Raw genomic sequence first — 24,944 nt, forward strand, 5'->3', positions numbered from 1 at the left:
GCGGGAAAGGGTTCGGACGGGGGCACGGCCGGCGGTCGCGCCCCCGTCCTGTTCAGGGACGGAGAGGAGCAAGGGTGGAGAGACAAGATGAGCGATACGATCTGTCGGTGCCGACGGAAGGTGAAGCGGAACGGCTCGACCAGTTCGTGGCCCGCTCGGTCCAGGGAATAACCCGTTCGGCGGCCCAGCGCCTGATCGAAGAGGGGCGGGTGACGGTGGACGATCGCCTCGAGAAGCCGTCTCTCAAGCTTCGGGGCGGAGAGCGGGTGGTGGTGACGGTGCCGCCACCGGCCCCCGCAGTGCCTGAAGCGGAAGAGATTCCGCTGGTTGTCCTCCACGAAGATGGCGACGTGGTGGTGGTCGACAAGCCGGCGGGCATGGTGGTTCACCCGGCCGCGGGAAATCCCGGCGGGACCCTGGTCAACGCCCTTCTGGCCCACTGTACGGATCTCTCGGGCATTGGCGGTGAGATTCGTCCCGGCATCGTCCATCGCATCGACAAGGATACCTCGGGCGTCCTGGTGGTGGCCAAGAGTGACCGGGCCCACGAATCGCTTTCGCGGCAGTTCCATGACCACACGGTCAAGAGGGTCTACCTGGCCCTGGTCTACGGCTCGCCCCGCGAGGACAAGGGGCGGATCGAGGGGGCCATCGGCCGGCATCCCACGGACCGGAAGAAGATGTCGGGCGCGGCGCGTCACGGCAAGCACGCGGTCACCCACTGGCGGGTGGCCGCCCGTTTCACCGGCGTGACGCTGCTGCGGCTCCGGCTGGAAACGGGGCGTACCCACCAGATCCGGGTGCACATGGCCGAGGCCGGGTTTCCCCTGGTGGGAGACGAGGTCTATGGGGGCGCTGGCCGGATCAACAATCTCAGGGACCCGGTTTTGCGTAAGCTCATCCGGGAACTGGGACGTCAGGCACTGCACGCCAAAACCCTTGGTTTTGTCCACCCGGTCACGGGGGAATACCTGGAGTTCGACACTGAGCTGCCCGAGGATATGGCGCGGATTATCGATTATCTGGAACGACAAGGAGCCTGATCATGGAGATGAAACGAGCCGACAAGGTTCATTACGTGGAACCGTCCTTGCTGGCCGCCGCAGGTGTGGCGGTGCAGGGATTCACCACCCGCCACGAAGGGGTGTCGCGCACCCCCTACAATTCCCTCAACCTGGGTACCGGTACCGCGGACGCCTCCCACAGCGTTGAGGGGAACCGCAGCATCCTGGCCCGGGCATTCGGCGGCACCGTGGAGCGCCTGGTGACCGTCACCCAGGTCCATGGGACCGACCTGTTGGTCATTGATGCGCCGAACCCCGATTACGGCTACTTCCAACGGCTGGAAGCCGATGGGATCATCACTAACCAGCCCGGCGTGATGATCGGCGTCTGCGTTGCCGACTGCGTGCCGGTGCTCCTGCTGGACCCGGTGAAGGGCGTTGCTGCGGCGCTCCACGCAGGATGGAAGGGAACCGCATCGGGCATCTGCCGCAAGGGGGTGGACGCCTTTGTCTCGGTTTTCGGCTCCGATCCCCGGGATATCCTGGCGGCCGTGGGGCCGGCCATCGGTCCCTGCTGCTACGAGGTGGATACCCCCGTTTTCCAGGCGTTTCGCCAGGCGGGCTGCGAGTGGGATGAGGTCGCAACCCTCAGCGGCGTGGCCCGGTGGCATCTGGACCTGGCGCGGGCCAACGCGCGGCAGCTGGCAGCCTCGGGTATTGCGGAGCGGAATATCGAGACGAGCGGCCAGTGTGTCTGCTGTTCGCCGGAGCAGTTCTTCTCCTACCGTCGCGACAAGGGAGATACCGGTCGACAGATGGGATTCATCATGCTGAAAGGATAGGGCGGGGGCGCCGATGAAGTTTCCCATTTCCGATCAGATCCGGTCAGTCCAGTGCGCGCCCATCGCCGAGGTTAAGAGCTGGCTCGCTCACCGGGAGCCCGATCCGGAGCGCCCGCTGGTGGATCTGTGCCAGGCCGTGCCCGACTATCCGCCGGCCCGTCAGCTGACCGACTACCTGGCGGCGCTCCTGGACGATCCGCTGGTGTCGAAATACTCGCCCGACGAGGGGCTCCCCGAGGTGCGGGAGGGGGTGTGCGCCCGCTACGGCCGGGTCTACGGCGCGGCCATGAATCCGGATCAGCTTTGCCTCACCATCGGCGCCAGCCAGGCGTTCTGGCTCGCCATGGTTACCCTCTGCCGCGCCGGGGACGAGGTGATCGTCCCGCTCCCCGCCTACTTCGACCATCCCATGGCCCTGGATATTCTGGGCGTCAGGCCGGTCTACCTCCCCTTTGACGAGGAACGGGGCGGGGTGCCTGACCCGGCCGCGGTGGAGCGTCTCATCACCCCGCGCACCAGGGCCATTCTGCTGGTGACCCCTTCCAACCCCACCGGCGTGGTCACTCCACCGGAAACGATCCAGGAACTCCACGGGGTGGCCCGGCGCCGGGGCATCGCGCTGGTCCTCGACGAAACCTATGCCGACTTCATCCCCGGCGGCGAGCGGCCCCACGATCTTTTCCTTGACCCCCGCTGGGGTGACCACCTGATCCACCTGATGTCCTTCGGCAAGACCTATGCCCTCACGGGGTACCGGGCCGGCTGTCTCGCCGCGTCGAAAGAGTTCATCGGCCACGCCCTTAAGGCCCAGGACACCATGGCGGTTTGCCAGCCGCGCATCACCCAGTATGCCGTGCTCTACGGGGTCAGTCACCTGGACGGCTGGGTGGAAGAGAACCGGCTCATGATGACCCGACGGCACGACCTCTTCCGGTCGCTCTTTACCCGTCCCGGCAATCCGTTCAGCCTTGTGGCGAGCGGCACCTTCTTCGCCTGGGTGCGGCATCCCCTGCAGGAGGGCACCGGCCGTGAGGCTGCCCGCAGGCTGGCCGTGGAAGCCGGCATCATCTGTCTCCCCGGCGAAGTATTCGGCCCCGGCCTCGAACCCTACCTCCGCCTCGCCTTCGGCAACATCCGCGACGAAGCCATCCCCGGGGCGGTGGAGCGATTCCGAGCGTTTGCCCTCTGAGATTCTCCTCTTCCGATCCTCATCCGCCAGTCGCGGAACGAAAAAAGCCCCCTGCCGAACGTTACGGCAGGGGGCTTTTGCTCAGAATCGCTCGCGGTTCAGAACTCCTGGGGCATGGCCTTGACCTGGGCCGCGGTGAAGACCGGGCCGTCCTTGCAGACATAGACATTGCCCACGTTGCAGCGGCCGCACTTGCCGAGACCGCACTTCATCCGGTTCTCCAGGGTCGTGTAGATGGCCGTGTCGGCGAATCCCAGTTTCTCCAGGACGGGAAGGGTGAACTTGATCATGACGGGCGGTCCGCAGACCAGGGCGATGGTGTTGTCCGCGGCTGGCGCGGCCTGCTCCAGGACCGTCGGCACAAAGCCCACCTGCCCGTCCCATGAGGGGGAATTCCCTCCGGGATCCACGGTCTTTACCAGGCGTACGTCGCTCCGCTCTTCCCACTCCCTGAGTTCCCGCTTGTAGACGAGGTCGGCCTCGGTCCGGGCGCCGTAGACGATGGTGATGTCGCCGAATTTCTCCCGCCAGTCCAGGCACTGCCAGATGAGCGTCCGCAGCGGCGGCAGCGCGATACCTCCGGCCACGAAGACGAGGTTCTTGCCGAAGAACTCTTCGACGGGAAACGAGTTGCCGTAGGGTCCGCGCACACCGATGGTGTCGCCGGTCTCCAGGGAACGCAATGCTTCCGTGACCCGCCCCACGGCCCGGAAGCAGCACTCGATGTATCCCTGCCGGGTGGGGGCCGAGGCGATGCAGAAGGTGGCCTCGCCGGCGCCGAAGGCCGAGTACTCGGCAAACTGGCCGGCCCTGAAGGTAAAATGCTCCCGTACCCGTTCATCCTGAAAGACGAGCCGGAAGGTGCGGATGTCGGGGGTCTCGTCAACGATTTCCTCGATCGTTGCCAGGTGGGGGAGGTAGATGTTCTTGTGATCGCACATGGTGGAGCCCTTTTATCCTTCCGCCAGTTTTGCCGCCAGGTCCGAGAATGCCTGGCCCTTTACCTTGAGCTCCACGGGGCGGTTGTTGTCTCCGAAGCCGATGGTGATCACGCCACCCAGCAGGTGGTTTTCCATTTCCGCGAACAAAACTGCCCTGGGATTGATCAGCAGGTTGCCGGACTGCACGAAGCCGCGCTTCAGCAGGTTGGCCGCGAATTGTTCCTGCTCCGTTCTGGATACCTTCTTAAAGAGCTGTTTCCGGATGGCTGGTCCGTCGAACCAGACATCCATGATCCGGCTGGCATCGGTCACCAGCGGATTGTCCTCCGGTGTGGTCATCTGGACGGCGACAACCCGGTCGATGTTGATGAAGCGTTCCATGGGGTGCCCCCTTACTTCCTATTAATGTCGTCAATGATCTGGGCGATGTCGATCCCCACCGGGCAGGCACGAATGCATCGTCCGCAGCCGGTGCAGAGGCGCTGGCCGAACTTGTCGTGGTAGTACTTGAACTTGTGCATGATCCGGTTGCGGTAGCGATGAGGCTGTACCTCGCGGGGGTTGTGGCCCGACGCATGGTAGGTGAATTTGCCGAAGCCGCAGGCGTCCCAGTGCTTGCGGCGCGCCCCCTGCTTCTCGCTCCCCTCGTCACTGATGTCGAAACAGTGGCAGGCGGGGCAGAGAAAGGCGCAGGCGCCGCAGCCGGCACAGCGGGCGGCGATCTCTTCCCAGAGGGGGTCCTCAAAATGGGTGTCGAGCCAGGCCTTGATCCGGTCCAGGTCGAGCGGCCCCAACTGGGGTTCGGCAAGGGAAACGGGCTCGGCGGTATCCGTTTCGGCGAAGAGTCCGGCATGGGCGGCCAGGAGCGCCTCTCCCTTGTCTGAAATCACGTCGCAGCGGTAACTTCCTCCGGCAAGGGGGGTGAGGAAGAGATCGCTTCCCCTGGTGTCCGCCGGGGAAAGCCCCACCGCCGTGCAGAAACAGGCATCGTCCGCGGTGGTACAGGCAAGGCCGATGATCGTGGTCTTGCGCCGCCGCTCCAGAAAAAACTCGTCCTTGAAGTCCCAGGAGAAAATTGCGTCGAGCACCGGGGCCGCCGCCACGTCGCAGGGGCGGGCGCCGATGAGCACCGTTTCCGGGAAGCGGGCCGGGTCGATGTCGTGTACCGTGGTCCCGGAACTGCTTTTTTCATAGGTGAGGATATTTTCGCACAGGGGGAAAAAGGTCTCCTTGGCGGAACGGCGGGGCAGCTCTCCCAAGGACAGCTCTTCCGCAGAGGCCAGCGGCTCGTACAGGGTCAGGGTGCCCGCGGCTTTCGGGCCGATGACCCGTTTGCCCTCGCCCACGAGCGTATCGATGAGAAGGCGGAGATTCTGGTCGGTGATGATTTTCGGCATGGTGGTTCCTGGAGGGGCGGCCCGGCCGGGCGCCCCTGCATGGTTATTTTATGAACGATTGATTGTCGTCTTCCCGGTACTCCGCCAACGGACCCTTTTCCTTTGCCTGGAAGCCCGCCTCGTGGCCGTAGAGTTCCTTCAGTTCCTTGGCCATCTTGCGATTGAGGAGGTTGAGCGGGATGTCCATGGGGCACGCCCGTTCGCACTCGGCACAGCCGGCGCAGCGGCCGGCCAGGTGCATGGCCCGGACCATGTGCCAGGCCATGTTTCCCGCCGGACGCGGCGTGGTCTCCACCGCCTGGGGGCGGTTGCGGTCGCAGAGGCATTGCTCGCAGTAGCAGAAGGGGCAGACCTGGCGGCAGGCGTAGCAGCGGATGCAGCGGGAGAAATGCTCCTTCCAGAACGCCCACCGCTCGGCCGGTGTCATGGCTTCGAGCCGGGCCAGTTCAGCCGCCTCATGGGGGGTGAAGGCGGGCCGCCGGGGGACGGTCCCCAGGGATACATCGGCCCCTTCGGGGAGTTCTGCAGCGCACTCCCGGCACTTGCGGGCCAGGGTGCCGTCGTCCAGGGGAGCGTTGCCGCGGATCGCCGGACCGTAGACCCCGGCACAGGCCACGCCGATGATGTAGACGTCGTCGCGCTTGAGCTGGTTCTCGCCCATGAGGCCGGCCAGGGCCTTCATGTCGCACCCTTTCGCCACCACGGCCAGCTTGCCTTTTTCCCGGACTTCCTTCTTGGCCTTGGTCAGGTAAAGGGCCAGATTGTTGACGCAGGAGGGGGAAAAAATGAGCTTTTCAGCGTCGGCGGGATCGGTGACGATGGCCGGAACGGCGCTCCCCCTGCGGCGCCCCGCCTGCCAGCCGATCACGGCGGCAGCCGTGCCCGATTCCAGGACCTTTTTCGCTTCCGCCCGCAGGGCGTCGGTGACGGCGTCATAGAGCGCCGTGTCGATAGTATGTGCGGTATTCGTCATGATGAACCCTTGCAAGCTCCGTGGGAGCCGGCTTCAGATGTCGTTGTACGCGGCATTGAGCTCGGGCGTGTCGATGGCCCCGGACCAGTGTTCCTCGGCTTCCAGTTCCTTGAATTCGGGCATGGGCCCCTGGGCGCGAACCCGTTCGGTCAGCTCGGTCACCACCTCAACCCACTTCCCCCCCTCGGCGGCCGAAACCCAGGAGAACTGGAGCCGCTGGAGATCGACTCCGATGAAGTCCAGGAGTTGGCGAAAAACAGCGAAGCGGCGCCGCGCGTGGAAGTTGCCGGCCATGTAGTGGCAGTCGCCCGGGTGGCAACCCGATACCAGGATGCCGTCTGCACCTTTCTGGAAGGCCCTGAGGATGAAGACTGGATCGATCCGGCCGGTGCAGGGGAACTTGACCACCCGGACGTTGGCGGGATAATGCATCCGCGAGGTCCCGGCCAGGTCGGCGCCGGCATAGGTGCACCAGGTGCAGACAAAGGCAACGATCTTGGGTTCGAAAGCGTGTTTCTCTTTGTGTATGTGCATTAGAGCACCTCGATCATGGCCATGATCTGCTCGTCGGTGTAGCCATCCAGCTCCACGCTTTTTGAAGGGCAGGTGGCCTGGCAGGTGCCGCAGCCGCCGCAGACCCCCGGGTTCACGTAAGCCACGACCCGGATCAGATTCCCCTGGCGGTCGCGGATCTCCTTCTCCTCCACGGCACCGTAGGGGCAGATCTTCTTGCAGTAGAGGCAGGCAACGCAGCGCCGCTCGTCCACCTTGGCCACGATGGGCTCACGCTCCAGCTCGTCGCGGGCGAAGAGGGTCATGACCTTTGCCGCTGCAGCCGACGCCTGGCTGACGGTGTCGGGGATGTCCTTGGGCCCCTGGCAGGCCCCGGCCAGATAGACCCCGGCGGTGGCGCACTCCACGGGCTTGAGCTTGGCGTGGGCCTCGGAGTAGAAGTTGTAGTTGTCATAGGAGATGCCGAGCTTCTGGGCGAGGGAGTCGGCCCCCTCCCGCGCCTGCACGGCGGTGGCGAGCACCACCAGGTCCGCCTCGATCTCCACCTGGACACCCACATGGACGTCGCTCCCCATGACCACCACCTTGTCCCCCTTCTGGTAGAGGCGGGAGACCATTCCCCTGATGTAGACCGCCTCCTCTTCCTCGATGGCCCGGCGCCAGAACTCGTCGTAGTTCTTACCCGGCGTCCGCGCGTCCATGAAGAAGACATAGGCCTGGCCGTCGTGCACCTTGTGCTTGTAGAGCATGGTGTGCTTTGCCGTGTACATGCAGCAGATCTTGGAACAGTAGGAGATCCCCTTTTCGCGGGCCCGTGAGCCGACGCACTGGACAAAGACCACCTGTTTCGGCTCCTTCCCGTCGGAGGGGCGGACGATCTTGCCCCCCGTGGGGCCCGAGGCGGAGGCAAGCCGCTCGAAGGTGAGCCCGTCGATCACGTCGGGGATGGTGCCGTAGCCGAACTCGCCGTACCCCTCGATGGGGGAGCCGGCCGGCTTGGGGCCGATGTCGTAGAGCGAAAAGCCGGTGGCAACCACGATGGCTCCGGCCGGCTCGACGATGAGCTGGTCCTGCTGTTCGTAGTCCACGGCCCGGGGGCCGCAGACCTTGGCGCAGACGCCACATTTGCCAGACTTGAAATAGGTGCAGTTTTCCCGGTCGATGACCGGCGTGTTGGGCACAGCCTGGGGGAAGGGGACGTAGATGGCGGGGCGCATCCCCAGGTTCTTGTCGAAACTGTTCGGGATCTTCTTCTGGGGACACTTGGCCATGCAGACCCCGCAGCCGGTGCATTTTGACTCGTCCACGGAGCGGGCCTTCTTCCGGATGGTCACCTGGAAATTGCCGATGTAGCCGTCAACGCTCTCGATTTCGCTGTAGGTGTGGAGGGTTATGTTGGGGTGGTTGGCCACATCCACCATCTTGGGGGTCATGATGCACTGGGAACAGTCCAGGGTGGGAAAGGTCTCGGAGAGCTGGGCCATGTGCCCGCCGATGGAGGGCTCCCGCTCCACGAGCACCACCTTGTGGCCCGCGTCGGCTATATCCAGGGCCGCCTGGATGCCGGCGATGCCGCCGCCGATGACCAGGGCCCGCTTGGTGACCGGTACGGTGATCGGCACGAGCCGCCGGTCCTTTTTGACGCGGGCCACCATCATCTCCACAATGGAGATGGCCTTGGCGGTTGCCTCGTCCCGGTCCTCGTGAACCCAGGAACAGTGTTCGCGGATGTTGGCCATCTCGCAGAGGAAGGGGTTCAGGCCGGCCGCCTTGGCCGCGGTGCGAAAGGTCTTTTCATGCATCCGGGGAGAGCAGGCCGCCACCACGACACCGTCGAGCCGGTGCTCGGCCACCGCCTTCTTCAATAGGCCCTGCCCCGGATCGGAGCACATATACTTGTAGTCGGTGGCAAAAGCGACGCCGGGAACCTTGGCCAGTTCCCCGGCCACGCGCTCCACGTCAACGGTACGGGAGATGTTTTCGCCGCAATGGCAGACAAATACGCCGATTCGGGACATCTAGACCAACCCTTTCTCTTTCAGAAGCGGCAGGGGATTGACGATCATGCTGTCGAACCCGAGCTTCGCCGGCGCAACCCCTACCGCCAGGGCCAGGAGCTGGGTCATGTAGAAGACCGGCATGCCGAACCACTGGCCGCTGGCCTCCTCAATCTCCTTCTGGCGAATGTCCAGATTGCCGTGGCACAGGGGGCAGGCCACCAGGATGCAGTTGGCGCCGGCTGCTTTGGCCGAGGCAAGGATATCGCCGGAGAGCTTCAGTACCACGCCGGGACGCGAAAGGGTGAAGTTTGCGCCGCAGCACTCCATCCGGTGGCTCCAGGTAACTGTTTCGGCCCCGGCTGCGCCGATGACCCGCTCCATGATGGTCGGCGCCTCGCAGTCGTCCAGTTCCGGCACCTCGGGCGGCCGGGTCAGCAGGCAGCCGTAGTAGCAGGCAACCTTGAGCCCCTCCAGCGGCTTCCTCACGGCTGCCGTCAGCCGGTCGAGGCCGAAGTCCTTGGCCAGGATTTCCAGAAGATGCTTCACCTTGTTGTCGAAGGAAACCTTCCCGTCGATGGCGTACTCCACCTGCCGGCGCTTTTCTTCATTGTCCGCCAGTCGGTGCTGGGTCACCTTCAGGCGCGAAAAGCAGGCGGCACAGGCCACGGCCAGGTCGCCGCCGACCTCCTCGGCCAAGGACAGGTTTTTGGCGCAGAGGGAGAGGGAGAGGAGCTCGTCCACGTTGTGGGCCGGGGTCGCACCGCAGCAGAGCCAGTCGGGAACCTCGTGGAGTCCGATCTTCAGCGCCCGGAACAGCCCCCGGGTCGACTCGTCGTACTCTTTTGCCGAAGCGTGGAGGGAGCAGCCGGGATAGTAGGAATAGTTCAGCAGGTTCTTTGCGGGGGTCACGGGGCTTCACCTTTTTTACGCAGCGCTTCGATTCGGGCGAAGATGTTCTCGATCTCTGCGATGTTGCGGTTTTTCTGGTGGAACATCCGGAGCTTTCCCTTGGTGATCAGCTTCGGCCCAAGCATCAGGTCTTTGAGGAACTGGCCGCTTTTCACGTTGAAGACCGCGGCAAGCCGCATCTCGTACTGACGGCCGTAGGTGCGGATGTTTTCGATGAACAGCCGGTTCGCCAGCTGTACCAGGCTTTCCTTGGACGGGCCCTTGGCATCCCACGAGCACTTGCGCAGGGCGTCCATTATGGCGGCCAGATCCACCTTGTTGGGGCAACGGGTGGTGCAGGTCTCGCAGGAGGCACAGTACCAGATGCTGCGTCCAGCCAGCACGCGTTCGTACTGACCCAGCTGCAGGAATCGGACGATCCGGTTGGGGGGGTGCTCCATGAACGAGCGCATGGGGCAGCCGGCCGAACACTTGCCACACTGGAAACAGCGGCGGACCGAACTGCCGGAGAGAGCTTCGACCTTGCGCACGAAACCGAGATTCATGGTTTCGGTCGAGAGGCGCATCTTGGAGTGCTTCACACTACCTCCTGGTGGCGGGTGGGGCCGCAGGAAAACAGCGGCGGTGAACGGACCAAGATCTGGGGGCGGGAGGATGAGGTGTCTTCCGCGGATGCGGCAGGATGATGCCCCGGCGGATCTTGCCGGATGGTAGCAGGGCCAACAGCTGTTTTATTTTTACTAAACAGGTGTCGCGGCCATCAGTGTATTGACGGACGGGAACAGGGGCGTTTTTTAGTCTTAATAAATTGTGCTATCACACGAAAGGTCGCCTTGTCAACGCCAAAGTAAAACGGTGTGTGGTAGCGATGTGATCTGCCAAAAGCTCGTATGTGATCAAAGCGTTGAATAAGTGGTAAGACCACTTTTGTGTTTACCATGTAACTCCTTGGTACGTCAAGGTAAAATACCACTTGTAAATGCCCGTGAAGACTGGTGAAGGAGATGCGATAATTGGCAATTGCTACGAATTTTAGTCATTCAAAGCTGTTATTGCTGGTCAGACCAAGATAGCTGTTCACCGTGTGCTGGCCTCGCTGGGTGTATGGTAACAAAAAAGAAACAGCTTGTGGAAGCCTCTTTTGACAAGGTGGGCGAAATGGATTACAAGGGGTGGTAATCCTGTTGGTTCCGAGGTTTCTCATCAGCGAGCTTTCCCGATTATACGGTTACATGCGTCCCTGTTGGCGCACGTATCTTCTTGGCGCCCTCTGCCTGGTCGGCACGAACGGATGCGCACTCCTGATTCCGTGGCTCCTGAAGCTTGCCGTGGAAGGGCTGCGGTCTCCCGGTCAGGCGACCCGCTCACCGGATTGGTATGGCGGGGTCATTATCGGCGCGGCACTTGTGCAAGGGGTCATTCGCATTTTCTCGCGCACCAAGCTTCTGCACGCCGCGCGCAGGATTGAGTTCGCAATCCGCGAGGACCTTTTCGCCAAGCTTCTCTCCCTCGACATGCCCTATTTTTCCGGGGAGCGGACCGGCGACCTCATGTCGCGCTTCGCCAACGACCTGACCAATATCCGGATGCTCCTGGGCTTCGGGGTGCTGAACGTCATCAATACGGTCGTCATTTATGGGGCGGCGCTGGTGCTCATGGCGAACATTGACGTGACGCTCACCGTTCTGGCTGTTGCGCCGTTCCCTCTTATGATCCTGGTGGTCAAGGGGCTCACGCGAAGGATGTATCACTGCTCGCGGCGGGCGCAGGAGGAGTTGGCGAAGCTTTCCAGTCAGGCTGAGGAAAATGTCTCTGCAGCCGTAGTGGTGAGGGCCTACCGTCGCGAGGCGGCGGCGGTGAATGCCTTTCGCCGGGCAAGTCTCGACTACTTTGCCAGCAATATGGCGATGGCGCGCCTGAGGGGGCTCATGCTCCCTCTCATGGCGGCCACGTCGGCCCTAGGCACCCTGGTGGTTCTTTTTGTGGGCGGAAGCCGCGTCATCGAGGGGATTCTCACCCTGGGTGATTTCGTCGCTTTTAGTGGCTACCTGGCCATGCTCGTCTGGCCTACGGTCATCTTTGGCTGGATACTCAACCTGATCCAGCGGGGAGGCGCCTCCATGGCCCGCCTGAATGAGATCTTCGACGCCCGGTCGCTGGTGGCGGACCCGGAGGCACCGGCGCCGATCGCCGCCATCCGGGGGGAGATCGAGCTGCGGGGCCTCCGCTTCAGCTACAACGGCGGAGAGGTGTTGCGAGGCGTATCGCTCCGGGTGCAGGCGGGCAAACGGGTCGGCATTGTGGGGGGGGTCGGATCGGGCAAGACGACCCTCGTACGCCTGCTTGCGCGACTCTATCCCGTTGGTGATGGGCAGCTTTTCATTGATGGAACCGATATCAACCAGATTCCCCTGGAGGTGCTTCGACGCGGTGTCGGCTTTGTGCCCCAAGAGAGTTTCCTCTTTTCCCGGACGATCGGCGAGAACATTGCCTGCGGCAGGGACGGGGCCACGGAGCACGAGGTGATGGAGGCGGCGCGGCTGGCGAGCCTGGATGGCGATCTGGCCCGTTTTCCCCGGGGGCTTGCCACTGTCGTCGGCGAACGGGGGGTCACCTTGTCGGGGGGGCAGCGGCAGCGGGTGGCCATCGCCCGCGCGTTGTTGCGCAACCCTTCCGTCTTGGTGCTTGACGATCCGCTTTCTGCGGTGGATGCCCGGACCGAGGAGGAAATCCTCCGGTCATTGGCCGGGTATTACGGTGATCGGACCGTGGTCATCATCTCCCATCGACTCTCAGCCGTTCGTACCTGTGATGTCATTGTGCTGCTCAAAGACGGTGTCATTGCCGAGCAGGGAAGCCATGATGAACTTGTTGCCCGGGGTGGAGCCTACGCGGCCCTCTGGCACGAGCAGCAGTTGCGCGACGAGATCGCCGGTTTCCGGGAAGATGGCGTGGAAAAGGAAGGGGAAAAAGGGGCTTTACAAACGGAAAATGCTGTATTATAGTCCATCGTTCCGGAGAGATGTCCGAGTGGCCGAAGGAGCACGATTGGAAATCGTGTGTACTGCAAGGTACCGAGGGTTCGAATCCCTCTCTCTCCGCCATAAGCAATCCATGCCCCTTGGGCTAGCCTTCATATCCGCGCTGTCCGGGCGCTCCGATCCGGTGGCCGGAACCCCTTTGCGGGCAGAGCTGATAGCTGGGTCCCGCGCAACGGTAGGTTATGAACCCCGCCAGATCCGGAAGGAAGCAACGGTAGTAGCTGATTCCGTGTGCCGCGGGGGAGCCCAGCTATCAGTTGTGCCCGCAAAATCCCCGATGTGCCCCTCTCCCTTCGCAAGCGCACGAACCGAACCCGTAGTGAGGTGTTGACCCGTGTCCTATCTCGTTCTCGCACGAAAGTGGCGTCCCCAGACCTTCAGCGACCTCACGGGACAGGAGCACGTCAGCCGAACCCTTCAGAACGCCATTGATTCCGGCAGGATCGCCCACGCGTTCCTCTTCACAGGGGCCCGCGGCGTCGGCAAAACCTCGTCGGCCCGGATTCTGGCCAAGGCCCTCAACTGCGAGCAGGGTATGAGTCCCGAGCCGTGCAACGTCTGTCCCGCCTGTACCGAGATCACGGCCGGCACCTCGGTCGATGTTCTTGAAATTGACGGGGCCTCCAACACCGGTGTCGACGATATTCGCGAACTGCGGGAGAACGTCAAGTACCTTCCGTCGCGGTTGCGCTACAAGATCTTCATCATTGATGAAGTCCACATGCTCTCCACCAACGCCTTCAACGCCCTGTTGAAGACCCTGGAGGAGCCACCGCCCCACGTGAAGTTCATCTTTGCCACCACCGAGCCCCACAAGCTTCCCATCACCATACTCTCACGCTGCCAACGCTTCGATTTCCGGCGGATTCCGCTTGCAAAGGTGGTGGCCCGACTGCGTTACATCGTCGACCGTGAGGGGATTTCCATCAGCGACGAGTCCCTTGCCGTGGTGGCGCGCAAGGGAGACGGCAGCATGCGGGACTCCCTGTCGGTCCTGGACCAGGTGCTTGCCTTCTGTGGCGAGACGGTGAACGATGATGATGTGGTGAGCCTTCTGGGTGTCGTGGACCGGCGCCTGCTGCTGGAGGCGTCGGCCGCCGTTTTGGGCCGTGATACGCGCAGTGTGCTCGGGGTGGTTGCCCGGGTGGACGAATTCGGTTACAACATGCGTCAGTTTTGCGGCGAACTTATCGACCATTTCCGCAATCTGACCATCATGAGGGCCGTGGGCGATGCGGGAGACCTGCTCGACCTCTCCGAGGCGGAGCTCCAGTCGGTTCGTGAACAGGCATCCTCGGCGCTGCTGGAGGATCTGCAGCGGCACATGACAATCCTCCTGCGGGCCGACGGCGAGTTGGCTCACTCGGGCTACCCCCGGCTGGTCCTGGAGATGGCGCTGGTTCGAATGGCGACGCTGGCGCCCCTGGTGCCGGTGGGTGAACTGCTGGACAGGCTCGGCAGAATCGAGGAGCGGGGCAGCGGTGTTGCGGCCGACGCCCGGGCGTCATGGCGCCCCTCACCCCCGCCGGAGGCCGGGGTCGCCCCTGTGCCGCGTCCGGCACCCTCTGCCCTGGCCGAACAACGACCCCGCCCCGTTCCTGCCGGGGCTGAGGCAAAGCCGCCCCCGTCGCGTAGTGACTCGCCCGTTCAGGAACCTCGGCGGACCGGGGATGAGTGGGCCGATTTTGTTGCATTCGTCAAGGGGGCCAAGCCCCGGATCGGCACATCGCTGGAGTACGGCAGTCCGCTGCATATTGCCGCTGACCGCCTAGAAATCGGTTTTCCGGAAAACTCCTTTGCTCTGTCGAGCCTCCGGGACGGCGATGCGCAAGCATCTCTCAAGGCCTTGGCGGAGCGCTTCTTCTCGGCACCCATGACGGTTGCCCTCAAGGTGTTGACCGGTGAAGGCCATGCGCCTCCCAACCTGCTTGAAAAAAAAAGAGCTGAAGATGAGCAGCGCCGCACCGGCCTGAAGCGGTCGGCCGAATCCCATCCGGCGGTATCCTCGGCCCTTGAGGTCTTTGACGGAACACTCGCAGAGGTTGCCCCGCTGGGGACGCGAGGCAAGCTATAACCATGTTTTAGTTTCAACAAAAGTCATTGAGCGAGAGTAAATTTACATCACAGTAACAATGGAGGAGAAGATGTCCAAGGGTTTGGCCGGAATCATGAAACAGGCTCAGATGATGCAACAGAAAATGGCGAAACTTCAAGAGGAAGCCGCCAATCGGACCGCCGAGGCCACCGCGGGGGGCGGCGCGGTCACCGCCGTGGTGAGTGGCAAGAATCAGATTGTTTCTCTGGCGATCAAGCCCGAGGCAGTTGATCCGGAAGATGTCGAAATGCTTCAGGACCTGGTCGTCACGGCCGTAAATGAGGCGCTCAAGAAGGTTCAATCCCAGTTTGCCGAGGAGATGAGCAAGGTTACGGGCGGACTCAATATCCCCGGCCTGTTTTAAAGGGCAGTATACGCGAACTTGATTTGCTGTTCGTTTCCGGGAAAGATCGGACTTCGGACAGGCGTTCGGCGAGGGGGTTCCTCTCTGAATAAAGCCACTTGTAATTAGCAATTTAGCCGAAATTTTATTTCGGCTAAATTTTTTTATTAACATTATAATAAAAAAATGTTTTAAATGGCGGATAAAGTATGGTACATTTTTCAGACTCATTGTCACGGTTGCTCGCGGAACTGCAAAAGCTGCCGGGAGTTGGCGAGAAAACCGCCCTGCGCCTCGCCTTTCATCTTTTGAAATCCCCCGACAACGCCGCTGCCCTGGCTGACAGTCTTCGGGACGTCATGTCCCGGGTGCGGTTCTGTTCCGTCTGTTTCGGCATTACCGAGGACGATCCCTGCCGGTTTTGCTCCGATGCCCGAGATGACGGTGCCATCTGCGTCGTCGAGGAACCCCAGGACCTTCTGGCCGTTGAGCGGACCCGAGCCTTCAGGGGGCGTTATCATGTGCTCCAGGGGGCGCTGTCCCCGCTCAACGGTGTTACCCCCGACCGGCTCCGCGTTGCGGAGCTCATGAAGCGGCTGGAGGGGGGAGGGGTTCGGGAAGTGGTTATTGCCACCAACTTCACCGTGGAGGGCGAAGCAACCGCGCTCTATCTGGCCAGGATGATCAAGCCCCTGGGGGTCAGGGTGACACGACTCGCCCACGGGATACCGCTCGGCAGCGATCTGGAGTTCGTGGATGCGGCCACGGTGCAGCGGGCGCTGGAAGGACGGAGCGAGCTGTAACAACGTTGTACTAATTCAACGCACAGATTTCGGGCTGTACGTACCTATCGCAGAGGAGGAGAGCATGAGTCGCAAAATGGTAACCATCGACGGCAATACCGCGGCTGCCCACGTGGCGCACGCCACCAACGAGGTCATTGCCATCTACCCCATTACCCCTTCGTCGGTCATGGGTGAGATTTCCGACATCAAGAGCGCCATGGGCGAGAAAAACATCTGGGGAACCGTACCGTCGGTTGTCGAGATGCAGTCGGAAGGCGGCGCTGCCGGTGCCGTGCACGGTGCCCTCCAGGCAGGTGCGCTGACCACCACTTTTACCGCCAGCCAGGGTCTGCTCCTGATGATCCCGAACATGTTCAAGATCGCCGGCGAGCTGACCTCTACGGTCTTCCATGTCTCCGCCCGCGCCATCGCGGCCCAGGCCCTCTCCATCTTTGGCGACCATTCGGACGTCATGTCCTGCCGTTCCACCGGTTGGGCCATGCTCTGCTCCAACAACTCCCAGGAGGTCATGGACTTCGCCCTGATTGCCCAGTCCGCGACGCTTCGTTCCCGGGTGCCGTTCCTCCATTTCTTCGACGGCTTCCGGACCTCCCACGAGGTTCTCAAGGTGGAGGAGCTGACTTTCGACGACATGCGCGCCATGCTGGACGACGAACTGATCGCCGCCCACAAGGCCCGGGGCCTCTCTCCGGACCATCCCGTCATGCGCGGCACCGCCCAGAACCCTGACGTCTACTTCCAGGGGCGCGAGACCGTTAACCCCTTCTACCCGAAATGTATCGAGATCGTGGCAGAGGAGATGGACAAGTTCGCCAAGATCACGGGCCGCCAGTACAAGCTGGTGGACTACGTGGGCGCCCCCGACGCCGACCGGGTCATCGTCATCATGGGATCCGGCGCCGACACGGTGCAGGAGACCGTGGAGCACCTGAACACCAAGGGTGAGAAGATCGGCGTGGTGAAGGTCCACCTCTACCGGCCGTTCCCCATCGATGCCTTCATTGCCGCCCTGCCCAAGACCGTGAAGAAGATCGCGGTCCTCGACCGGACCAAGGAGCCCGGCGCCCTGGGCGAGCCCCTGTACCTGGATGTCCGCACTGCCATCGGCGAGGCCATGGCCGACGGGAAGTGCCAGTTCGACGGCTACCCGGTCATCGTGGGCGGTCGCTACGGCCTTGGTTCCAAGGAGTTCACCCCGGCCCAGGCCAAGGCGGTGTTCGATAACCTAGCCACTGCCAAGCCGCAGAACAAGTTCGTGGTCGGCATCACCGAGGACGTGACCAACAGCAGCCTCCCGTGTGATCCGTCCTTCTTCAACCCGATGGAAGGGGCCTACCAGGCCATGTTCTTCGGCCTCGGCTCCGACGGTACCGTGGGCGCCAACAAGAACTCCATCAAGATCATCGGCGAGATGACCGACAACAACGCCCAGGCCTACTTCGTCTACGACTCCAAGAAGGCCGGCTCCATGACCACCTCGCACCTGCGCTTCGGCAAGAAGTACATCAGAGCGCCGTACCTGGTGCAGGAGGCCGACTTCGTGGCCTGCCACAACTTCGCCTTCGTGGAAAAGTACGACATGCTGGCCAAGGCCAAGCAGGGTGCCACGTTCCTCCTGAACGCCCCTTACGACCACAACGAGGTGTGGGACAGGCTCCCCGCCGACATGCAGCAGCAGATCATCGACAAGAAGCTCAAGTTCTTCGTGATCGATGGGGTACGCCTCGGCAACGAGATCGGGCTCGGTCCCCGGATCAACGTGATCATGCAGACCGCCTTCTTCAAGATATCCAACATCATCCCGCTGGATCAGGCCATTGACGAGATCAAGGACGCTATCAAGAAAACCTATGGCAAGGCAGGCGAGAAGGTCGTGGAGATGAACTACAAGGCGGTTGAGGCCGGCCTCAACAACTTCTACGAGGTAACGGTACCGGCAACGGCAACCAGTACCCTCCAGAAGCCTCCCGTGGTCAGCGCCAGGGCCCCCCAGTTCGTGCAGGAGACCACCGCCCCCATCATCGCCGGCCTCGGCGACGACCTGCCGGTGTCCAAGATGCCGGCCGACGGCACCTTCCCGACGGCGACCTCCCAGTTCGAAAAGCGGAACATCGCCGTGGAGATCCCCGTGTGGGACGAGCAGCTCTGCATCCAGTGCGGCATCTGCTCCTTCGTCTGCCCCCACGCCACCATCAGGATGAAGGCCTATGACGCCTCCGCCCTTGCCGGCGCCCCGGCAGCGTTCAAGTCGGTTGACTGCAAGATTCCCGAGTTCAAGGGGCAGAAGTTCACCATCCAGGTAGCCCCGGAAGACTGCACCGGCTGCGGCGCCTGCGTCCACAACTGCCCGGCCAAGAGTAAGGAAGACCCGAACCACAAGGCCATCAATATGGCATACCAGCCGCCCCTGCGTTCTCAAGAGGTCGAGAACTGGGACTTCTTCCTCACCATCCCGGACGTGGACCCCACCGTAGCCAAGCTGGACACGGTCCGCGGTTCCCAGTTGGTGCGGCCGCTGTTCGAATTCTCCGGCGCCTGCCTCGGCTGCGGCGAGACCCCGTACCTGAAGCTCCTGACCCAGCTCTTCGGCGACCGGACCGTCATTGCCAACGCCACCGGCTGCTCCTCCATCTACGGCGGAAACCTGCCCACCACCCCCTATGCCCAGCGGGCCGACGGGCTTGGGCCGGCATGGTCGAACTCCCTGTTCGAGGACAACGCCGAGTTCGGCTACGGCATGCGTCTGGCCGTGGATAAATTCAACGCCATGGCCCTTGAGCTGGTCGACAAGCTTTCGTCTTCCTGCTCCTGCTCTTCCTGCACGAGCGCGGTGCCCCTCATGAACGAGATCAAGGGCGCCGACCAGTCGAGCCAGGCCGGCATCGAGGCCCAGCGGGCCCGGGTGGCGGAGCTGAAGAAGACCCTTGCTTCCTGTCCCGAGCCGGATGCCAAGCGCCTGCTCACCGTGGCCGACTACCTGGTCAAGAAGTCCGTCTGGTGCATCGGCGGCGACGGCTGGGCGTACGATATCGGCTACGGCGGCCTCGACCACGTCATCGCCAGCGGCAAGAACATCAATCTGCTGGTGCTCGACACCGAGGTCTACTCCAACACCGGCGGCCAGGCTTCCAAGTCGACCCCGCTGGGCGCCGTGGCCCAGTTCGCCGCCGGCGGTAAGCCGGTCTCCAAGAAGGATCTCGGCATGATGGCCATGGCCTACGGGTCGGTCTACGTGGCCACTGTCTCCCTCGCCAATCCGGCCCAGTGCATCAAGGCGTTCCTGGAGGCCGAGGCCTATGACGGTCCGTCGCTCATCATCGCCTATGCCCACTGCATCGCCCACGGCATCGACATGACCAGCGGCGTGGATGCCCAGAAGCGGGCGGTTCAGTCCGGTTACTGGCCCCTCTACCGCTATAATCCGCAGCTGGCCGCCGAGTGCAAGAACCCGCTCCAGCTCGACAGCAAGGCCCCGACCATCGCCTTTGAAGAGTACGTCAACAGCGAGAACCGCTACCGCGTCCTCAAGAAGAACAACCCGAAAGGGTACGAGGATCTCATGAGAAAAGCGGCGGCATGGTCCAAGGCCCACTTCAGCTACTACCAGAAGCTGGCGGCCCTCAACTTCGAGGATACCTGCGAGAAGTAGCAGTTGACCCATAACAGCCAGAAGGCCCCGACGGGATGAACTCGTCGGGGCCTTTGTTTTAGGGGATGGGGCGGACGGTGAGGCCCCTCTTCCGGGAGGAAACTCTCGACTGATTTGGCCCTGATGTTGCATTGTAAACGGTTGCTGCCGGGCACGCGGCGCCTGAAAGGACGACAAGCGTCACACTGACCGTTAGAATCCTTGTGTGAGTGTCAAATTTTTGTTATAACGGGCCGTCATTCCACAACCCGGTCGAGGGGTGTTTCATGTCCTATCCTCAGATGGTCATGTACGACGAGGAGTTCAAGCTGATCAATGCGGTCATCGAGAAGCTTCTCCGGGAAGCCAACGCCAAGGTCATCTTTCTGGTCGACAAGAACGGCCAGCTCATCTCGGGCGTGGGAGAAACCGAGCGGTTCGACACCACCTCGCTTGCTTCGCTCACGGCGGGCAACATCGCGGCCACGGGCGGCCTGGCCAAGCTGATCGGCGAGAAGGAGTTCTCCATCCTTTTCCACGAAGGTGAAAAGGACAACCTTCACATCTCCATCGTCGGGGGCAGGGTGATCCTGGTGGTCCTGTTCGACAACCGCTCGTCCCTGGGGCTCGTCCGGCTGAGGGTGAAGAAGGCGTCGGACGAACTGACCACCGTGTTCGACCGACTCATGAAAAAGGCTGAGGAAAAGGAGCGAAGCGGTATCCAGGAGTTTCCCTTCGCCGAGATCACCGACGACGACATCGACAATCTTTTCAGCTAGCGGCGGGGGTACGGCGCAATGTCTTTCATCAACTACGCTTCGCGAGAGATAAACTGCAAAATAGTCTATTACGGCCCCGGCCTGTGCGGCAAGACCACCAATCTCCAGTACGTCTACCAGAAGACCGCTCCGGAGGCTAAGGGGAAGATGATCAGTCTCGCCACCGAGACCGAACGGACCCTGTTCTTTGACTTCCTTCCCCTTGCCCTGGGTGAGATCAGAGGGTTCAAGACCCGGTTCCACCTCTATACGGTGCCGGGACAGGTCTTTTACGACGCATCCCGCAAGTTGATCCTCAAAGGGGTCGACGGAGTCGTTTTCGTGGCCGACTCCCAAGAGGAGCGGATGGATGCCAATATCGAGTCCCTGGAGAACCTGGCGGTTAACCTAAAGGAACAAGGGTACGATCTGGAGAAGATCCCCTTTGTGATACAGTACAACAAGCGGGATCTCCCCGGCATAGTGCCGGTTGAGGAGTTGCGCCGGGAACTCAATCACCGGAACGTGCCCGACTTCGAGGCATGCGCAGCCACCGGCGAAGGGGTGTTCGAGACCCTCAAGGCCGTGGCCAAACTGATCCTCATCGATCTCAAAAAGGGGCGCTGAAGCCCTCGCGGTTGGCAACCAGCCGGCAAATAACTACGAAAAGTCCAAGGGTTTCCTTGGGCTTTTTTCGTTGTGCGGAGCCGAACATTAGCGCTACTATGGGCTCCGGCGACAGCTACCAAAGCGGACGGACAGCCCGGCAGGAGAGCGATGCACTACGGCAGCGCCTACGAAGATGAAATAGTCGGCAAGGCATACGATCGGGGGCTCATGCTGCGGTTCATCCGCTATGTGCATCCCTATCGCTGGCTGGCGCTGGCGGCGCTCGTGCTCCTGCCGCTCTCGGCGGCGGCCCGGCTGGCGCAGCCGCTGGTCCTCAAGGCCGCCATCGACGATCACATCGTCACGGGACGGCTGGAGGGATTGCCGCTGGTTGCCGCAGGGTTTCTCCTGCTCATCGTGGCCGAATCGCTGATAACCTTTCTCGAAGTGTGGCTTCTCCAGTACCTGGGACAGCGGGTAATGCTCGACCTGCGGTTGGAGCTGTTCGCCCACGTGCAGCGACTTCCCGTCTCTTTCTTCGACCGTACCGCCACCGGCGGCCTCGTGACACGGCTTACCAGCGACGTGGAGGTGCTCGGCGAAATGTTTGCCGCCGGCATCATAACTGTTGTTGGCGACATCCTCTTTCTGGCCGGTATCGTCGGCGTAATGCTCTGGTTGAACCCCCCGCTTTCGTTGATCACCTTTTCGGTGCTGCCGCTGCTTGTCTGGGTCGCTTTCACATTCAGGATCAGGATGCGCAAGGCGTTTCGGGAGGTGCGCGCCCGCCTGGCGAACCTGAACACTTTTTTGGCCGAAACCATCGGCGGAATGTCGGTGATTCAGCTCTTCAACCGGCAAGCCGGGGAGCGCGCCGAGTTTTCCCGGCTCAACGGCTCATACCGTGACGCCAATCTGCCGGTCATCACCTGGGACGCCTCTCTCTACGCTCTTGTGGAGACACTCTCCTCGGTGGCTGTCGGCCTCATCATCTGGTACGGCGGAGGAGAGGTCCTCAGGGGAGCCCTTACCTTCGGAGCGCTGGTTGCCTTCATTCAGTACATCGAGAAATTTTTCGGCCCGATCCGGGACCTGTCGGCAAAATACTCCATCATGCAGGGCGCCATGGCCGCCCTTGAGCGGATCTTCGGCCTGCTCGACACGGCACCCGATCATGACGCCGGGGTCAGCGGTCCTGCCGTCAGCGCCGGCGCGCCTCCCATCGAAACCATCCGGTTTCGCAACGTCTGGTTTGCCTACCAGGAGGACGACTACGTCCTGCGTGGAATCGACCTGACGATTCGCCGGGGCGAGACCGTGGCGCTCGTTGGGGAGACCGGCGGCGGCAAGACGACGGTGACCCGACTCCTTTCGCGCTTCTACGACGTAAATAGGGGCGACATCCTTTTCAACGGCGATGATGTCCGCTCAATCCCCCTGTCAGAGCTCCGCCGACGGATCGGGGTGGTTCTCCAGGACCCTTATCTCTTCACCGGCACGGTGGGCTTCAACATTCATCTGGGAGACGAGCGTGCCCGTGCCCGGATGGATGACGCAGCCCGACTGGTGGGGGCAGACCGCTTTATCCGTCTCCTCCCCGGAGGTTACGACGAGCAGGTGCGCGAGCGAGGGAGCAACCTGTCGGCCGGGGAGCGCCAACTCATTTCCTTTGCCCGCGCCGTTGCCTTCGACCCTGAGATTCTCGTGCTGGACGAAGCAACCGCCAGCATCGACACCGAGTCGGAGCGGCTCATTCAGGACGGGCTTGCCGCACTCATGGCTGGTCGCACTTCCATTGTGGTGGCGCACCGCCTCTCGACGGTCCAGGGGGCGGACCGGATAGTGGTCATCCACCGGGGAGAAAAGGTAGAAGAGGGGACCCACGGCGAGCTCCTGGCGCAAGGGGGCATCTATGCACGGCTCTATCAGCTTCAGTTCAGGGATTGACCTGATGTTGCATTTTCCGGAGGTATTGTTATGAAGCATTTGATTCTCGGCACTGCCGGGCACATCGACCACGGCAAGACGTCACTGGTACGGGCCCTTACCGGCATCGACACCGATCGCCTCCCCGAGGAAAAGGCGCGCGGCATTACCATCGAGCTGGGATTCGCCCACCTTGAGCTGCCGGGAGGGCTTCAGTTCGGCATCGTGGACGTGCCGGGGCATGAGCGTTTCGTCAGGACCATGGTGGCGGGGGTCGGCGGCATGGACCTGGTGATGCTCGTCATTGCCGCAGACGAAGGTGTCATGCCCCAGACCCGGGAGCACCTGGAGATCTGTCAGCTCTTGGGGGTCAAAAAGGGGCTTGTTGCCCTTACCAAGAGCGATATGGTCGATCCTGACTGGCTGGAGCTGGTAGTGGAGGAGGTCCGGGACTATCTGGCAGGGAGCTTTCTTGAGGAGGCGCCCATCGTGCCGGTCTCTTCCCGGACCGGTGCCGGCATCGAGGCCGTCAAGGCGGAGCTGGCGCGACTGGCAGGCCAGGTGGACGAAAAGAAGACAGAGGGTCCCTTTCGCCTTCCGGTTGATCGAGTCTTCACGGTTACGGGCTTTGGCACGGTGGTCACCGGCACCCTGCTGTCGGGCGCCATCAGCGTGGGAGACGAGGTAGAGCTTCTGCCGTCGGGGCTGTCCGCCCGGGTTCGGGGGGTCCAGACCCACGGCCGCCGGGGGGATGCCGCCAGCGCTGGGCAGCGGGTGGCGGTCAACCTTCAGGGGGTGGAGCATACGGAGGTAGGACGGGGAGATATCGTGGTTCCGCGTGGCGTCTACCGGACCACTCGCGCCGTGGATGCCCGGCTCGACTATCTGCCGTCGGCACCTCGGGAGTTGCGGCACCGCTCGACGCTCCGGCTGCACTCCGCCACCTATGAGGTGCCTGCCCAAGTGATTCTGCTGGACCGTGACGTGCTCGCCCCCGGAGATTCGACGTTCGTCCAGCTGCGCCTCAGGCACCCCGTCCTCCTGCTGCCGGGAGACCCCTTCGTGCTCCGCTCCTACTCTCCCCAAGCAACCCTTGGCGGGGGAAAAGTGCTCGACCCCATGCCCCCGCGCCGCCGCCGCCGTTCCGACGAAGCTCTTGCGCTCCTGGAGGCGCTCGGTGAGCGTTCCGAGTCCGATACGGTGCGGCTTCTCGTGTCGGGCAGCCTGCTCACCGGCATCTGCTTCGAGGACATTGTCGTGCGCGGCGGTCTCAGCGCCCGGCGCGCCGAGGCTACCATGGCAACGCTTCTGTCATCCGGCGAAGTGGTCCAGATGGTGCGCGAACCGCGCATATTCCTCTCCCGCGCCTCCTTTGTCTCGCTCAAAGGGGGTCTGTTGTCTGAGGTCGAGGGGTATCTCCGGGACAACCCACTCAGGGAAGGTCTCGGCAAGGAAGAACTCAAGACCCGCCTGCCGCGGCGCAGCGATCCACGGTTCTTCACGCCCCTTCTCACTTCCCTCGAGAAAGAGGGCAAGATCGTTGTGGATCGTGATCTGGTGAAGCTGCCGGGCCGCAAGGGAACGATAACTGTGGACCAGGCGGATCTTCAGGTCCGCCTCGAGAAAGCGCTCCAGCGCGGCGGGTATGAGCCGCCCACCATCAAGGAGATGTGCGACTCCCTGCGCTGCGCTGAAAAAATGCTGCTGGAGCACCTCAACATTCTGGCCCGCGAGGAGCGGGCGGTCAAGGTGAAGAGCGACATTTTCTATGCACCAGAGCCTGTGGCTGACATCCGAGAGAAACTCATGGCATACCTCCGTGAGAAGGGAGAAATAATGCCGCCGGAGTTCCGGGAGCTCACGGGGCTGTCGCGTAAGTTCATGATCCCGCTGCTCGAATTTTTCGACCAGGAAAAAATAACGATTCGTGTGGGCGACAAACGGGTTCTCAGGCGGGGATGATGCGTCGT

The 24,944-nt window shown here is 62.4% G+C and carries 20 protein-coding genes, 1 tRNA gene and 1 other RNA gene; 14 read left to right on the top strand and 8 right to left on the bottom strand.

The window, feature by feature from the left end; all coding sequences use genetic code 11:
- The first annotated feature begins 74 nt into the window (after nucleotides 1-74).
- From GS_RS00430 to GS_RS00440, 3 genes are read left to right on the top strand one after another with little or no spacing between them, the layout of a single operon-like run.
- Entirely contained in the window at nucleotides 75-1,043 is a 969-nt protein-coding gene (locus GS_RS00430) for an RluA family pseudouridine synthase (protein WP_010940759.1), read from the top strand.
- Nucleotides 1,044-1,045: 2 nt separating this feature from the next.
- Complete coding sequence (gene pgeF / locus GS_RS00435; protein WP_010940760.1) at nucleotides 1,046-1,846, top strand: peptidoglycan editing factor PgeF; 801 nt, start codon at nucleotides 1,046-1,048, stop codon at nucleotides 1,844-1,846.
- 13 nt (nucleotides 1,847-1,859) lie between these two features.
- Nucleotides 1,860-3,035 carry an aminotransferase gene (locus GS_RS00440; protein WP_010940761.1) on the top strand — a complete coding sequence of 392 codons (1,176 nt, stop codon included), beginning with the start codon at nucleotides 1,860-1,862 and terminating at the stop codon, nucleotides 3,033-3,035.
- A gap of 98 nt (nucleotides 3,036-3,133) precedes the next feature.
- On the opposite strand, the gene GS_RS00445 is transcribed toward GS_RS00440, so the two are convergent.
- Genes GS_RS00445 through GS_RS00480 form a run of 8 tightly spaced genes read right to left on the bottom strand, consistent with a single transcriptional unit; the run spans nucleotide 3,134 to nucleotide 10,349 of the window.
- Nucleotides 3,134-3,976 (bottom strand): FAD/NAD(P)-binding protein, encoded by an 843-nt coding sequence (locus GS_RS00445; RefSeq protein ID WP_010940762.1) that lies wholly within the window; start codon nucleotides 3,974-3,976, stop codon nucleotides 3,134-3,136.
- 12 nt (nucleotides 3,977-3,988) lie between these two features.
- Entirely contained in the window at nucleotides 3,989-4,357 is a 369-nt protein-coding gene (locus GS_RS00450) for a hypothetical protein (protein ID WP_010940763.1), read from the bottom strand.
- An 11-nt stretch (nucleotides 4,358-4,368) separates the two neighbouring features.
- Nucleotides 4,369-5,373 carry a 4Fe-4S dicluster domain-containing protein gene (locus GS_RS00455; RefSeq protein WP_010940764.1) on the bottom strand — a complete coding sequence of 335 codons (1,005 nt, stop codon included), beginning with the start codon at nucleotides 5,371-5,373 and terminating at the stop codon, nucleotides 4,369-4,371.
- 43 nt (nucleotides 5,374-5,416) lie between these two features.
- Nucleotides 5,417-6,346: a 4Fe-4S dicluster domain-containing protein gene (locus GS_RS00460; RefSeq protein WP_010940765.1), complete on the bottom strand. Its 930-nt coding sequence runs from the start codon at nucleotides 6,344-6,346 to the stop codon at nucleotides 5,417-5,419.
- Nucleotides 6,347-6,379: 33 nt separating this feature from the next.
- Complete coding sequence (locus tag GS_RS00465; RefSeq protein ID WP_010940766.1) at nucleotides 6,380-6,880, bottom strand: hydrogenase iron-sulfur subunit; 501 nt, start codon at nucleotides 6,878-6,880, stop codon at nucleotides 6,380-6,382.
- Nucleotides 6,880-8,877, bottom strand: a complete 1,998-nt coding sequence (locus GS_RS00470; protein WP_010940767.1) for a CoB--CoM heterodisulfide reductase iron-sulfur subunit A family protein — start codon at nucleotides 8,875-8,877, stop codon at nucleotides 6,880-6,882. The genes GS_RS00465 and GS_RS00470 overlap by 1 nt, the downstream gene beginning before the upstream one ends.
- Entirely contained in the window at nucleotides 8,878-9,768 is an 891-nt protein-coding gene (locus GS_RS00475) for a CoB--CoM heterodisulfide reductase iron-sulfur subunit B family protein (RefSeq protein WP_010940768.1), read from the bottom strand.
- The gene (locus GS_RS00480; protein ID WP_010940769.1) at nucleotides 9,765-10,349 is read right to left on the bottom strand and encodes a 4Fe-4S dicluster domain-containing protein; all 585 of its coding nucleotides are present in this window, start codon (nucleotides 10,347-10,349) and stop codon (nucleotides 9,765-9,767) included. Before GS_RS00480 ends, GS_RS00475 begins: the two co-directional genes overlap by 4 nt.
- 651 nt (nucleotides 10,350-11,000) lie before the next feature.
- Between GS_RS00480 and GS_RS00485 the strand changes: the two genes are divergently transcribed.
- The 11 genes from GS_RS00485 (at nucleotide 11,001) to selB (ending at nucleotide 24,936) form a co-directional block, all read left to right on the top strand.
- On the top strand, nucleotides 11,001-12,773 hold the full coding sequence (locus GS_RS00485) for an ABC transporter ATP-binding protein (RefSeq protein ID WP_010940770.1): 1,773 nt from the start codon (nucleotides 11,001-11,003) through the stop codon (nucleotides 12,771-12,773).
- Between the two features lie 11 nt (nucleotides 12,774-12,784).
- Nucleotides 12,785-12,872, top strand: a tRNA-Ser gene (locus GS_RS00490).
- A gap of 93 nt (nucleotides 12,873-12,965) precedes the next feature.
- Nucleotides 12,966-13,064: signal recognition particle sRNA small type (ffs, locus tag GS_RS00495), an RNA gene on the top strand.
- Nucleotides 13,065-13,143: 79 nt separating this feature from the next.
- Nucleotides 13,144-14,883: a DNA polymerase III subunit gamma/tau gene (gene dnaX, locus GS_RS00500; protein WP_010940771.1), complete on the top strand. Its 1,740-nt coding sequence runs from the start codon at nucleotides 13,144-13,146 to the stop codon at nucleotides 14,881-14,883.
- Nucleotides 14,884-14,953: 70 nt separating this feature from the next.
- Complete coding sequence (locus GS_RS00505) at nucleotides 14,954-15,268, top strand: YbaB/EbfC family nucleoid-associated protein (protein WP_010940772.1); 315 nt, start codon at nucleotides 14,954-14,956, stop codon at nucleotides 15,266-15,268.
- A gap of 188 nt (nucleotides 15,269-15,456) precedes the next feature.
- A complete protein-coding gene (gene recR / locus GS_RS00510) occupies nucleotides 15,457-16,050 on the top strand; it encodes a recombination mediator RecR (RefSeq protein ID WP_010940773.1) in 594 nt (197 codons plus the stop codon).
- A 64-nt stretch (nucleotides 16,051-16,114) separates the two neighbouring features.
- Nucleotides 16,115-19,702: a pyruvate:ferredoxin (flavodoxin) oxidoreductase gene (gene nifJ / locus GS_RS00515; protein ID WP_010940774.1), complete on the top strand. Its 3,588-nt coding sequence runs from the start codon at nucleotides 16,115-16,117 to the stop codon at nucleotides 19,700-19,702.
- Nucleotides 19,703-19,968: 266 nt separating this feature from the next.
- Entirely contained in the window at nucleotides 19,969-20,460 is a 492-nt protein-coding gene (locus GS_RS00520; RefSeq protein WP_010940775.1) for a roadblock/LC7 domain-containing protein, read from the top strand.
- A gap of 18 nt (nucleotides 20,461-20,478) precedes the next feature.
- Entirely contained in the window at nucleotides 20,479-21,066 is a 588-nt protein-coding gene (locus tag GS_RS00525; protein WP_010940776.1) for a GTP-binding protein, read from the top strand.
- A gap of 150 nt (nucleotides 21,067-21,216) precedes the next feature.
- Nucleotides 21,217-22,995: an ABC transporter ATP-binding protein gene (locus GS_RS00530; RefSeq protein ID WP_010940777.1), complete on the top strand. Its 1,779-nt coding sequence runs from the start codon at nucleotides 21,217-21,219 to the stop codon at nucleotides 22,993-22,995.
- 30 nt (nucleotides 22,996-23,025) lie between these two features.
- Nucleotides 23,026-24,936 (top strand): selenocysteine-specific translation elongation factor, encoded by a 1,911-nt coding sequence (gene selB / locus GS_RS00535; RefSeq protein ID WP_010940778.1) that lies wholly within the window; start codon nucleotides 23,026-23,028, stop codon nucleotides 24,934-24,936.
- Nucleotides 24,937-24,944: the final 8 nt, after the last annotated feature.

The sequence above is a fragment of the Geobacter sulfurreducens PCA genome, from assembly GCF_000007985.2.
Classification (GTDB): Bacteria; Desulfobacterota; Desulfuromonadia; order Geobacterales; family Geobacteraceae; genus Geobacter; species Geobacter sulfurreducens.

Excerpts from the sequence above, each read along its gene's own strand:
- GS_RS00455 (WP_010940764.1), bottom strand. The coding sequence starts at position 5,373 with ATGCCGAAAATCATCACCGACCAGAATCTCCGCCTTCTCATCGATACG.
- GS_RS00485 (WP_010940770.1), top strand. The coding sequence starts at position 11,001 with ATGCGTCCCTGTTGGCGCACGTATCTTCTTGGCGCCCTCTGCCTGGTC.
- GS_RS00525 (WP_010940776.1), top strand. The coding sequence starts at position 20,479 with ATGTCTTTCATCAACTACGCTTCGCGAGAGATAAACTGCAAAATAGTC.
- GS_RS00520 (WP_010940775.1), top strand. The coding sequence starts at position 19,969 with ATGTCCTATCCTCAGATGGTCATGTACGACGAGGAGTTCAAGCTGATC.
- pgeF (WP_010940760.1), top strand. The coding sequence starts at position 1,046 with ATGGAGATGAAACGAGCCGACAAGGTTCATTACGTGGAACCGTCCTTG.
- recR (WP_010940773.1), top strand. The coding sequence starts at position 15,457 with ATGGTACATTTTTCAGACTCATTGTCACGGTTGCTCGCGGAACTGCAA.
- GS_RS00530 (WP_010940777.1), top strand. The coding sequence starts at position 21,217 with ATGCACTACGGCAGCGCCTACGAAGATGAAATAGTCGGCAAGGCATAC.
- GS_RS00440 (WP_010940761.1), top strand. The coding sequence starts at position 1,860 with ATGAAGTTTCCCATTTCCGATCAGATCCGGTCAGTCCAGTGCGCGCCC.
- GS_RS00465 (WP_010940766.1), bottom strand. The coding sequence starts at position 6,880 with ATGCACATACACAAAGAGAAACACGCTTTCGAACCCAAGATCGTTGCC.
- GS_RS00450 (WP_010940763.1), bottom strand. The coding sequence starts at position 4,357 with ATGGAACGCTTCATCAACATCGACCGGGTTGTCGCCGTCCAGATGACC.
- selB (WP_010940778.1), top strand. The coding sequence starts at position 23,026 with ATGAAGCATTTGATTCTCGGCACTGCCGGGCACATCGACCACGGCAAG.
- GS_RS00505 (WP_010940772.1), top strand. The coding sequence starts at position 14,954 with ATGTCCAAGGGTTTGGCCGGAATCATGAAACAGGCTCAGATGATGCAA.
- GS_RS00460 (WP_010940765.1), bottom strand. The coding sequence starts at position 6,346 with ATGACGAATACCGCACATACTATCGACACGGCGCTCTATGACGCCGTC.
- nifJ (WP_010940774.1), top strand. The coding sequence starts at position 16,115 with ATGAGTCGCAAAATGGTAACCATCGACGGCAATACCGCGGCTGCCCAC.
- GS_RS00470 (WP_010940767.1), bottom strand. The coding sequence starts at position 8,877 with ATGTCCCGAATCGGCGTATTTGTCTGCCATTGCGGCGAAAACATCTCC.
- GS_RS00445 (WP_010940762.1), bottom strand. The coding sequence starts at position 3,976 with ATGTGCGATCACAAGAACATCTACCTCCCCCACCTGGCAACGATCGAG.